Annotated in this window: 11 protein-coding genes; 5 read left to right on the forward strand and 6 right to left on the reverse strand. The window is 67.7% G+C overall.

Annotation, left to right across the window (positions count from 1 at the left end; all coding sequences use genetic code 11):
* The first annotated feature begins 22 nt into the window (after positions 1-22).
* The gene (locus tag ACWEFV_RS10735; protein WP_450070144.1) at positions 23-1,078 is read left to right on the forward strand and encodes an MPT63 family protein; all 1,056 of its coding nucleotides are present in this window, start codon (positions 23-25) and stop codon (positions 1,076-1,078) included.
* 252 nt (positions 1,079-1,330) lie between these two features.
* On the opposite strand, the gene ACWEFV_RS10740 is transcribed toward ACWEFV_RS10735, so the two are convergent.
* The 5 genes from ACWEFV_RS10740 to ACWEFV_RS10760 all read right to left on the reverse strand — a co-directional run bounded on the left by ACWEFV_RS10740 (position 1,331) and on the right by ACWEFV_RS10760 (position 5,587).
* The gene (locus ACWEFV_RS10740) at positions 1,331-2,278 is read right to left on the reverse strand and encodes a Ppx/GppA phosphatase family protein (RefSeq protein ID WP_450070145.1); all 948 of its coding nucleotides are present in this window, start codon (positions 2,276-2,278) and stop codon (positions 1,331-1,333) included.
* Entirely contained in the window at positions 2,275-2,766 is a 492-nt protein-coding gene (locus ACWEFV_RS10745; protein ID WP_450070146.1) for a DUF501 domain-containing protein, read from the reverse strand. Before ACWEFV_RS10745 ends, ACWEFV_RS10740 begins: the two co-directional genes overlap by 4 nt.
* Positions 2,759-3,460, reverse strand: a complete 702-nt coding sequence (locus ACWEFV_RS10750; protein WP_135457794.1) for an FtsB family cell division protein — start codon at positions 3,458-3,460, stop codon at positions 2,759-2,761. The genes ACWEFV_RS10745 and ACWEFV_RS10750 overlap by 8 nt, the downstream gene beginning before the upstream one ends.
* A gap of 27 nt (positions 3,461-3,487) precedes the next feature.
* A complete protein-coding gene (gene eno, locus ACWEFV_RS10755; RefSeq protein WP_135457796.1) occupies positions 3,488-4,771 on the reverse strand; it encodes a phosphopyruvate hydratase in 1,284 nt (427 codons plus the stop codon).
* An 84-nt stretch (positions 4,772-4,855) separates the two neighbouring features.
* On the reverse strand, positions 4,856-5,587 hold the full coding sequence (locus ACWEFV_RS10760) for a lytic transglycosylase domain-containing protein (protein WP_167857964.1): 732 nt from the start codon (positions 5,585-5,587) through the stop codon (positions 4,856-4,858).
* 208 nt (positions 5,588-5,795) lie between these two features.
* Here ACWEFV_RS10760 and efeU point away from each other — a divergent pair, with 208 nt between their 5' ends.
* From efeU to ACWEFV_RS10780, 4 genes are read left to right on the forward strand one after another with little or no spacing between them, the layout of a single operon-like run.
* The gene (gene efeU / locus ACWEFV_RS10765) at positions 5,796-6,734 is read left to right on the forward strand and encodes an iron uptake transporter permease EfeU (RefSeq protein ID WP_135457800.1); all 939 of its coding nucleotides are present in this window, start codon (positions 5,796-5,798) and stop codon (positions 6,732-6,734) included.
* A complete protein-coding gene (gene efeO / locus ACWEFV_RS10770) occupies positions 6,731-7,903 on the forward strand; it encodes an iron uptake system protein EfeO (protein WP_135457802.1) in 1,173 nt (390 codons plus the stop codon). Before efeU ends, efeO begins: the two co-directional genes overlap by 4 nt.
* Positions 7,884-9,203 (forward strand): iron uptake transporter deferrochelatase/peroxidase subunit, encoded by a 1,320-nt coding sequence (efeB, locus tag ACWEFV_RS10775; RefSeq protein WP_450070147.1) that lies wholly within the window; start codon positions 7,884-7,886, stop codon positions 9,201-9,203. The genes efeO and efeB overlap by 20 nt, the downstream gene beginning before the upstream one ends.
* A gap of 12 nt (positions 9,204-9,215) precedes the next feature.
* Positions 9,216-9,869 (forward strand): DsbA family protein, encoded by a 654-nt coding sequence (locus ACWEFV_RS10780; RefSeq protein ID WP_135457806.1) that lies wholly within the window; start codon positions 9,216-9,218, stop codon positions 9,867-9,869.
* 18 nt (positions 9,870-9,887) lie between these two features.
* On the opposite strand, the gene ACWEFV_RS10785 is transcribed toward ACWEFV_RS10780, so the two are convergent.
* On the reverse strand, positions 9,888-10,697 hold the full coding sequence (locus ACWEFV_RS10785) for a serine hydrolase (RefSeq protein WP_450070174.1): 810 nt from the start codon (positions 10,695-10,697) through the stop codon (positions 9,888-9,890).
* Positions 10,698-10,976: the final 279 nt, after the last annotated feature.

Below are 10,976 nucleotides of genomic sequence, written 5' to 3' on the forward strand. Positions count from 1 at the left end.
GGACCAGTCAGGAGTGAATGCCTTGAAGACGAATATCAGTACGGCCTTTGCCGGAGCGGCCATTGCCGCTGCGGCGATCGTCGCCGGCGCCCCGATGGCGCTTGCCGACGCCGACACCAGTGCCGTCACCACCGCTTCGCTCGGCGGCCAGGGCAAGCTGGACGGCGGCACCCAGGTCTGGACCGTGACCGACCTCAAGCCCAGCACCGACACCATCAACTACGCGCCGCACGGCACCCTGTGGGAGGTCACGGCGACCAACGAGGCTCTCGAGGGCTCGGTCACGCCGATCGTCTCCAACTTCAACATCCGGGCAGCAGACGGGCAGAACTACCGCGCCCTCTTCCAGGTGCCCAGCACCCAGGGCGTCAACCCCGCCACCCTCGCCCAGGGGCAGAAGACCAGCGGCAAGATCTACTTCGACGTGACCGGTGACCAGCCGACCTCCGTCGTCTACAACGCAGGCGGCAACGACGTCCTGGTGTGGAACAAGACCGCTGCGCCCGCCGCAGCCCCGGCCGCCGGCGCGCCGAAGCGTCCGGCTCCCGCCGCGGCCCCGGCTGCGACTCCCGCCGCTCCTGCCGCCACCCCGGCCGCACCGGCCGCTCTGACCCCGGCCGCCCCCGCCGCCGCTCCGGCCGCTCCGGCCGGCACCGGCGCAGGTAGCCGCGCGACGGACCTGCCCGCCGCCACCCCGGCCCCGGGCGCTCCGGCCGCAACCCCGGCCGGCACCGAAACGGTTCCGGCCGCTCCGGCCCCGGGCGCTCCGGCTGCCGAGGGGACCCCGGTCGCTCACGGCACGCCGGTCGCCGAGGGTGTCCCGGCACCGGCCGCCGCAGGTGCGGGCAACGCCGCCACCGCGGTTCCGCCGGCCGAGGGTGTGCCTGCTGAGGGTGTCCCCGCCGCCGCTCCGGGCGCTCCGGCTGCCCCGGCCGCTCCGGCACCGGGCGCTCCGGCTGCTCCTGCCGCTCCGGCCACCGAGCCGGCGCTGGTTCCTGCCGGCACACAGCCGGCGGTCACCACGCCCGCCCCGGCCCCTGCGGTCGCCCCGGCGAGCAACCACGGGACCGTGTCCTGATCTAGGTAGTTCACGGCAACGGCCGGACGCGGGCAACCGCGTTCGGCCGTTGTTTTTATGTGGAGCTCTCGATCGCCTGGCGCCGTTTTCTACACCTGGGCTGTGGATCGCGTGGGTTAGCAACCCCACGGTAGAAAACGGTGAGCCGCTGCCACAGGTACGTGCGCCGTTTCTACACCTCGGCTGCTACCACGCTGGGATCACGACCCCACGGTAGAAATCGGCGCGCGCAGAAGCGATTCCGAGCACCGGTCAGGCGATCGACAGCGCGATGCCGTCGAGAATGTCGTGCTCGCTGACCACCAGTTCGCCGATGCCGGCGCGCTGTGTGAGTACGGCCGCCAACTCCTCGACGATGATGGCGCCGCCGCCGATCACATCGGCACGGCCGGCATGCATAGGCCCGAGCGCCAGGCGTTCGGCCTTGGTCATCCCGATCAGCTGCTCACACACCGCGAGCAGATCATCAAATCCGATGCGGGACAAATGAATTGCCTCAGGATCGTATTCGGTCATGCGCTGCGCCAGCGCCGAGAGGGTCGTCATCGTCCCGGCCACGCCGACCCAGGTGTGCGCCCCTTCGACCGGCACCACCCGCAGCGCCTCGGCCAGGCCGTCACGGGCCGCCGCCCGCGCCTGCGCCACCTCGGCGGCGGTGGGCGGGTCGGAGTGCAGGCACCGTTCGGTCAGCCGCACACACCCGATGTCGGCGGAGAAGCTGGCCTGCACGGCCGTGTCGCCGAGCACCAGTTCGGTCGAGCCGCCACCCAGGTCGACGACCACGAAAGGGCCTGCGGCAGGGTCGAGTTCACCGACCGCACCGCGGAACGACAGCTCGGCCTCCTCGGTCCCGGTGATCACCTCGGCCTGAATGTCCGGAGAACCGGGCACCACCTTGCCCAGCAGCCGGGCGGTCATCGCAAAGAACTCGTCGCGGTTTCCGGCATCGCGCGCCGCCGAAGTCGCCACCATCCGCACCGCGGTGACCGAATGCTCGCTCATCAGGGCCGCATAGTCAGCCAGTGCGGATTCGGTGCGCGCCAACGCTTCCGGTGCGAACTGACCCGTGGCGTCGACGCCCTGCCCCAGCCGTACCACCCGCATCTCGCGGTGCACGTCACGCAGCTTGCCGTCCATCACGTCGGCGATCAGCAGACGAATCGAGTTGGTGCCGCAATCGATCGCGCCGACTCGCCTCAAACCCACACCTCACGATCCAGAATCCCGGCCATCGCCGGCTCGAGGGCCAGCACCGCCAGCGCCTCATCACCAAAGGGATTGACCCCGCGGCCCTTCGCCAGCGAGTGGGCCATCACCACGTGCAGACATTTGACCCGGTCGGGCATGCCACCCCCGGTGAACGTCGTACCCAGCGGCTCGATCGCGTCCCGCTCGGCCAGATACGACTCATGTGCCCGCAGGTAGGTCGCAGCCAGTTCCTCGTCCTGCTGCAGCCGCTCGGACATCTCTCGCATCAGCCCCGAGGATTCCAACCGACTGGCGGCCGCCGTGAGCGCCGGATGCGTCAGGTAGTACAGCGTCGGGAACGGCGTGCCATCGGGAAGTCTGGGTGCGGTCTTCACCACCCCGGGCTCACCGTTGGGGCAGCGGTACGCGACCTCGAGGACACCGCGCGGTTCCCGGCCCAATTGCCGTGTCACGGCCTCGATGTCGTCAGGATCAACCATTGGGACCTCTGGGCTCGGCAGGTGGCGGAACAGGCGGTGCGGGCGGACCGACCGGCGCAGGCGGAGGCCCGCCGATCGTGGGGGAAACCCCGTGCGGCTCATCGGCAATCGTGTGCCACAACGAGGTGTACCAGGGCTGGCCTGCGGGCACCGTCGACCCGGGCAGCACAGACGTTCCCGGCTCGCCCGACGCAATGGCCCCGGGCGGCAACTGCACCTGGTACGGGGTTTCGCCGGGCATCACGAAGCCGAGGCGCTTCCTGGCCTCGGCCTTGATGTACGCCTCATCGGCCAGCTTGACCTTTTGCAGTTCCAGATCTGCGATCTGAGCCCGCAACTGCTTCTCGAGAGTCTTGTTTTGCTGCATCTCGGTGCGCTGGGCGAAGTAGGTGCGCACCGGCCCGGCGATGGTCAGGGTCAGCACACACACCACCGCGGCCAGGATGGCCGCCCGGCGGGCGGTCGACCCGAACCGCTGCTCGGACTGCAGCTCGGCCTGTTCCTGAGCTTGCACCGCAATGGCTTTGGAGACCTTTTCATCGGCCACCGGCTCACCCTGCGCCGGACGGGACTCGCCCGCCCGGCGGCGGGGCTGTGAAGCGCGCGGCCGATTCGACTCCCCGGCCTTGCCCGGCTTACCGGGTCGGGAGGCCGGGGACCGTCGCTTCGGATCAGGCCGCTTCGCTTCGGGCATCGACGTGTAGGTGCGCAGGCGCCTGCGTTACTTGGCCTCGAACCGCGGGAATGCGAGATCGCCCGCGTAGCGCGCGGCGTCGCCGAGCGCCTCTTCGATGCGCAGCAACTGGTTGTACTTGGCCACCCGCTCGCTGCGGGCCGGGGCACCGGTCTTGATCTGACCGCTGCCGACCGCTACCGCGAGATCGGCGATGGTGGTGTCCTCGGTCTCACCGGACCGGTGGCTCATCATGGTGCGGTAGCCGCTGTTGTGCGCCAGCGCAACGGCATCCAGGGTCTCGGTGAGCGTGCCGATCTGGTTGACCTTCACCAGCAGCGCGTTGGCGGCGCCACGCTCGATGCCGTCCTCCAGCCGCTCCGGGTTGGTGACGAACAGATCGTCGCCCACCAGCTGGATCCGGTCTCCGATCGCCGAGGTCAGCGCGACCCAGCCGTCCCAGTCGTCCTCGGACAGCGGATCCTCGATCGACACCAGCGGGTAGGCGTCGATCAGGCCGGCGTAGAACTCGGCCATCTGCTCGGCCGTACGGGTCTCCTTCTCGAAGGCGTAACCCGAACCCTCCGTGTAGAACTCGGTGGCGGCGACGTCCAGCGCCAGGGCCACGTCACTGCCGAGCTTGAACCCGGTGGCCTCGATGGCCGTCGCGATCAGGTCCAGGGCGGCCTTGGTGCCCGCGACGTCGGGGGCGAAGCCGCCCTCATCGCCGAGACCGGTCGACAGCCCCTGCTTCTTGAGCACGGACTTGAGCGAGTGGTAGACCTCGGTACCCCAGCGCAGCGACTCCTTGAAGGAGGGTGCGCCGATCGGGGCGACCATGAACTCCTGGACGTCCACCCCGGTGTCGGCGTGGGCGCCACCGTTGAGGATGTTCATCATCGGCACCGGAAGGATGTGTGCGTTCGGGCCACCGAGGTAGCGGAACAGCGGCAGCGCGGCGCTGTCGGCAGCGGCCTTGGCCACCGCCAGCGAGACGCCGAGGATCGCGTTGGCGCCCAGTCGGGACTTGTCCGGAGTGCCGTCGAGATCCAGCAGCGCCTGGTCGACGAGACGCTGATCGTCGGCGGCCAGGCCGATGATCGCCGGGGCGATCTCGTCGAGGACGGCCTCCACGGCCTTCTCGACGCCCTTGCCGCCGTAGCGGGAACCGCCGTCGCGCAGCTCCACCGCTTCGTGCTCGCCGGTCGATGCGCCCGACGGTACCGCTGCCCGGGCGAACGTGCCGTCAGTCAGGGCCACCTCGACCTCGACCGTCGGGTTGCCACGGGAGTCGAGGATCTCGCGGGCTCCAACCTGCTCGATGATGGGCACTGGCTTCTCCTTATTGAGTCCTGCGTGTAGGGATGAGACTAGATCGTGGTCCGCCCGACGGCGTGTTTGGGCTTGTCACACGTGTCACAAGCCGTGGCCGCTCGCGTACGCCGTCGCCCAGTCCCGGACCATCCGGGCGTACTGCTCGGAGTTGTTGTAGGCCTTCAGCGCCTTCATCCAGCCTCTCGGGGTGGACAGGTCCTTGCCGTACCAGCACAGCAGGCCGGCCGCCGAGAGCGCCGCGTCGTCGAAGTTGTCCGGGCTGACCACCCCGTCATTGTTGGCGTCGACCCCGAAATGCCCCCACGTCTCCGGGATGAACTGCATCGGCCCCATGGCACGGTCCATCAGCGGATCCCCGTCGAGCTTGCCCTGGTCGGTGTCAGGAATGCGCAGGTTGCCGGCGGTCCCGTCCAATTGCACGCCACGGATCGGCGGGGTCACGTCCCCGTTGCGCGCGATCATCGCGCCGCGGTAGGTGCCGTGGTGGCTCTCGACCATGCCGATGCCGGCCAGCGTGGTCCAGGCCAGCTGGCAGTTCGGGTTCTCCACCTGGGCCACGCGCGCGGCGTAGGAGTAGGCCTCAAGGGCGTTGACGGGCATGCCCAGCGCGGGTGCCCGCTGTGCGGCCCACTCGTGCAGCTGATCGGCGGGCCTGCCCTTGGCGTAGGTGTCGATCGCGGGCACCGGGTCCCCGGCCGGTGGCGGCACGCCCTCGGGAATTGGGGTCCCCAGATGCCACGAACAGCTGGATGCCAACAGCAGCGCTGTCGCAGCAATTACGGCGACAGCCCGCAGCCAACGCACTGGCGACACCGGACTCCCTCAACCCCGCTCTATCTGATTCGCCATCGTCGCATGCGCGGCTATGAACGCGACGAGCGACGGGTCCATGCCGGGAGAACGGCAGGTGAAGTCGGCCGGACCCACAGACCCCCCTGCTAAGGTGAGCCACGCCTTGCTATGGCAAGGCAAGGCTACGTTGCTTACGGTGTTTTCACCCCGGTCGAACGAGGACGCTTTGATGACTGCCATCTCGGACGGTCCGACCAGCACGCTGGCCGCCTCCAACGTCACGTCGCAGGTGTTCGGCAGTGGCCTGATCGGTTTGCGGGAAGGCCTCGAAGCCGCCATCGTCGTGTCGATCCTGGTCGCGTTTCTGGTCAAATCCGAACGCCGGGACGCCCTCAAATGGGTGTGGCTGGGTGTCGGTGCCGCAATCGCCGTGACCGTCACCGTCTTCCTGGCGATCCAGTTCGGCGAGAACACCATCAGCGGTCTGGGCGCCGAAGCCATCGCAGGTATCGCCTCACTGATCGCCGTCGTCATCGTCACCACCATGGTGCTGTGGATGAAACGGGCGTCCGCGTCGATGTCCGGCGAACTGCGCGGCGAGATGTCGCAGGCACTGCAGACCGGTGGTCTGGCGGTGGCGCTGCTGGCCTTCCTGGCGGTGGGCCGCGAAGGTGTGGAAACCGCGCTGTTCATGGTCGGCTACGCCGAGGCCGAGACACTGTGGCCGCTGACCGGCCTCATCATCGGCGTGCTCATCGCCGCGGCGATCGCCTACGGCATGTACGCCGGCGCAGTCCGGATCAACCTCGCCAAGTTCTTCAAATACACCGGGATCTTCCTCATCGTGGTGGCGGCCGGAATCCTCGCCTACGGCATCAAGGCGCTGCAGACCGTCGGCTGGATCCCCGGGCTGGGCGCCAAGGCCTTCGACATGAGCGGTGCGTTCGACTGGTCGGCCTGGTACGGCGAGATCATCCAGGGCGTCTTCAACATCGACCCCACGCCGACCGTTCTGCAGTTCGGCGCATGGCTGGCCTACATCGTCGTGGTGCTGGCGCTGTTCCTGAAGCCGTTGCGCTCCGCCGGGGCGGCATCCAGTGCCTCGACTTCCTCCGAGCCGACCGTCGAGCCGGAGACCTCCACCGCATCCGAAAGGTCGACCAAGTGAAGATGACCCCCGCCGTCAAGACCGGAATCGCGGCCACCGCCGCGGTGCTGGCCGGCCTCTCGCTGAGCGCCTGCCAGGCCAAAGAGGCCGACGGCGGCAGTGCGAACGGTGACGGCGCCAAGGGCGCCCAGATCACCGTCGATGCCTCCGACACCGAGTGCAAGCTCTCCGGGACCACCGCGACGACGGGCGCCAGCACGTTTGTCGTCACCAACAACGGCGACAAGGTCACCGAGTTCTACGTCTACGGCGAGGGCGAGCGGGTCATGGGCGAGGTGGAGAACATCTCCCCCGGGCTCAAGCGTCAGCTGATCGTTCAGCTCACCCAGCCGGGCACGTACCAGACGTCATGCCGCCCCGGCATGGTCGGTGAAGGCATCCGCGGCAATTTCGAGGTGACCGGCGAAGCCGTGCAGATCGACACCGAGGGCAAGTTCAAGGAAGCCGCCGACAACTACAAGCGGTACGTGAACAGCCAGGTCGACGCCCTGGTGCCGGCGGTCGAGGAGTTCGCCGCCGCCGTCAAGGCCAAGGACGTCGCCAAAGCCAAGGCGCTCTACCCGACCTCGCGCGTCTACTGGGAGCGCATCGAGCCGGTCGCCGAGTCCTTCCCCAACGACCTCGACCCGCGAGTCGACCTGCGCGAGGCCGACCTCGAGCCCGGGCAGAAGTGGACCGGCTTCCACGCACTGGAAAAGCAACTGTGGGTGACCGGGCTGCAGCCGGACGCCAACGCACTCGGCGACCAGCTGGTCGCCGACGTGAAGGAACTCCAGGCCGGCGTCAAGGCTCCGGACTGGACCATCGACTCCACCCAGATCGCCGGGGGCGCCCAGGGCCTGCTCGACGAGATCTCCAAGAGCAAGATCAGCGGTGAAGAAGACATCTTCAGCCACACCGACCTGTGGGACTTCAACGCCAACGTCGAAGGTTCACAGACCGCGGTGGCCTCGGTGCGGCCGATCCTCGACGAGCGCAACGCCGACCTCGGCAAGCGCGTCGATCAGCGGTTCGCCGATGTCGAGAAGCTGCTGGACAAGTATCGCCAGGGCGACGGATTCATCACTTACGACAAGGTGACCGAACCGCAACGCCAGGAACTGTCACGCGCCATCGATGCGCTGAGCAACGAGGTGAGCCAGGTGCAGGGTGTCATCGCAAAGCAGTGATTCGCCCGAAGCCACCCCGGATGCCGAGCAGTCCACCGGATTCTCCCGGCGGAAGTTGTTCGGCGCTGCCGGGGTCACCGCCGCGGTAGTCGGTGCGGCCAGCGCGGGTGCGCTGGCCGGCCGCGCTTCCGCGGCCAGCGCCCCGCACGGTGCCCTGCAGGGGCCGGTCCCGTTTCGCGGTGACCGGCAGGCGGGCATCATCACCGAGGCGCAGGACCGGATGCACTTCTGCTCGTTCGACGTCACCACCGACAACCGTGAGGACGTCATCGCCCTGCTCAAGCAGTGGACCAAGATGGCCGAGCGGATGACGCGCGGTGAGGAGACCGAAGCCGGCGGCGCCGTGGACGGCAATCCGTATGCGCCGCCGTCGGATACCGGAGAGGCGCTGGATCTGCCTGCCTCACAGCTGACGCTGACGATCGGGTTCGGGCCGTCGTTCTTCCGCAAGGACGGCAAGGACCGCTTCGGCATCGCCGACAAACAGCCGGCCGAGCTCAAGGATCTGCCGAAGTTCCCCAACGAGACCATGGACGCGGCCCGTTGCGGGGGCGACATCTGCGTGCAGGCCTGCGCCAACGATCCGCAGGTCGCGGTGCATGCGATCCGTAACCTGGCCCGCGTCGGGTTCGGCACGGTCGCGGTGCGGTACTCACAGCTGGGATTCGGCCGCACGTCCTCGACCACCCGGGACCAGGCCACCCCGCGAAACCTGTTCGGGTTCAAGGACGGAACGAACAACCTCAAATCCGATGAGACGGACCTGCTGGACAAGAACGTCTGGGTGGCCGAGGGTGACGGACCGGCTTGGCTCACCGGCGGCAGCTACCTGATCACCCGGCGGATCCGGATGCTCATCGAAAGCTGGGACCGCACCACGCTTCTGGAGCAGGAGCGGGTGATCGGACGACAAAAGGGCAGTGGTGCGCCCAACGGACTGCAGCAGGAATTCGACGAGCTCAATTTCGAGATCACCGACGGCAAGGGCAATCCGAAGATCGACGTGGACGCACATGTGCGACTGGCCTCGGCCGAGCACCTGGGCGGTATCGAGATCCTGCGCCGCGGTTACAACTTCACCGACGGCTCCGACGGATTCGGTCACCTCGATGCGGGCCTGTTCTTCATCGCGTTCGTGCGCAGCCCTGAGAAGCAGTTCATCCCGATGCAGCGCGAACTGGCCCGCAAGGATGCGCTCAACGAATACATCACCCACACCGGGACAGCCGTCTTCGCGTGTCCGCCGGGGCTACGTGACGACGACACCAACGGCTACTGGGGTTCGACTCTGTTCGAGTGAGGCACTGATCCGATGACGCGTAATACTCGAATACTGCTCACCGCATTGGCAATCGCGGTGCTGGCCATCGGCGTTTTCGTGTACCAGTCCGTTCGCCATCGCGCCGGGCCGCCACCGGTGGCATCCGTCGAAACCGGCCAGGTGGTACGCGAGAACAGTCATCGGCTGAACTCCGTCCCCGACAGTGACGTGACCTTCGTGGAGTTCCTCGACTTCGAGTGCGAAGGTTGTCGCGCGGTGTATCCCTCCATCGAGCAACTGCGGTCCGAGTACGGCGACCGGGTGAACTTCGTCATCCGGTACTTCCCGCTCGGCGCGCACTACAACGCCGAACGAGCGGCACGCGCCGTCGAGGCTGCCGCCCAACAGGACAAGCTCGAGGCGATGTACAAGAAGATGTACGACGCCCAGGACCAGTGGGGCGAAAAGCAGGATCCGGCGGACGACGTATTCCGTGGCTTCGCAGGAGAACTCGGCCTTGACATGGCGGCATTCGACAAGGCTTACAGCGACCCCGCCACCGCCGCCCGAGTCCAACTCGATGTGGCCGACGGCCGCGCCCTGGGCGTGCAGGGAACGCCGACGTTCTTTCTCAACGGCGAGCGCATCCAGCCACACAGCTATGAAGACCTGGCCACGGCCTTCGATAAGGCGCTGGCCGAGTAGAGCGGCCGCGCGGCGCAGTCATCCACCGAGCAGGATCTGACTGAGCCGGGTGGTGGTGGCGACTCCGTCGTCGTAGCCGCCCTGCCCGTTGAGCCCGTTCATGATTGCCAGCGTGTAGCGCTGGTTGGGCCCGGCGAAGCCGACCGAGTTGACGACCCAGCCACCCTGTTCCTGCGACCACCCGTTCTTGTTGCCGGGGCTCATCGAAGGCCCGGCGCCCCACACGCCCCACTGCTGTTCCCCGCCGACCCGCTGCATCTCGGCGACCACGGCGGAGGCGTCGGCCGGATTCAGTTGGGTCAGCGTGTAGTTCATCAACCGGTCGAGATCGTTGGTGGTGGATTTCTGAAAACCCCAGTACGGGAACATGTCACCGAAACCCGGTTGCGGCCGCGTGTCCGTCATGCCGTAGCGGGGGAAGCCGGCGTTGAACGCCTGGTGGTCGGCTCCGCCATAGCGGGTCCACAGTGAATCGGCCGCGTCGTTGTCGGAGTTCCGCAGCATCTTCACCATGAGTTGCCGGTCGTTGCCCGACAGCCGCACTGCTCCGGCGCGTTCCCGGGTCAGCAGGTCGACCACCATCGCCAGCTTGATGGTGGAGGCGGTCCAGATCATCGTGTTCGCGTTGGCATTGGCGTACCGCATGCCGCCGGCGCGGTCGCGCAGCACGTAGCCGACAGTGCCGGGCCGAGACGCCAGATAGGCATCCGCTGCCGCGATGCGCGAGCGCAGGTCACAGCCTGTGGCTGCACATTCCGCGACGGCCTGCGGTGCAACCATTCCCAGACTGAGAACCAGGACGACGGCAGCGATCCGCAGTACCCGCATCGCCTCACCGTAGAGCGCCCCGGCCCGATCCAGCGTCCGCACAGCGGGGCCATCCCGAGCCGAAACCGTGCCGTTGTCAGTTCGTGACGGGGTAGGGCTGAGACCTGGCCCGCGCTCGTAACGTGGTGGCGGAAAAACCGGCCTCAAAGTCAAGTGGCTAGTGCAACGTGGCTACGCAGCTTGATTGAGGAGGGTGGCGAGGCGTTGGGCTGGGGTGTCGAGGTCCAGGGTGGGTCGGGGCCGGCTGTTGAGTTTGTCTTGGACCCGTTGGAGGTCGGC

The sequence above is a fragment of the Mycobacterium sp. NPDC004974 genome, from assembly GCF_053600815.1.

Bases quoted from the DNA above. Each gene is read 5' to 3' on its own strand.
- ACWEFV_RS10745 (WP_450070146.1), bottom strand. From the start codon at position 2,766: ATGGTTGATCCTGACGACATCGAGGCCGTGACACGGCAATTGGGCCGG.
- ACWEFV_RS10750 (WP_135457794.1), bottom strand. From the start codon at position 3,460: ATGCCCGAAGCGAAGCGGCCTGATCCGAAGCGACGGTCCCCGGCCTCC.
- efeU (WP_135457800.1), top strand. From the start codon at position 5,796: ATGACTGCCATCTCGGACGGTCCGACCAGCACGCTGGCCGCCTCCAAC.
- ACWEFV_RS10780 (WP_135457806.1), top strand. From the start codon at position 9,216: ATGACGCGTAATACTCGAATACTGCTCACCGCATTGGCAATCGCGGTG.
- ACWEFV_RS10785 (WP_450070174.1), bottom strand. From the start codon at position 10,697: ATGCGGGTACTGCGGATCGCTGCCGTCGTCCTGGTTCTCAGTCTGGGA.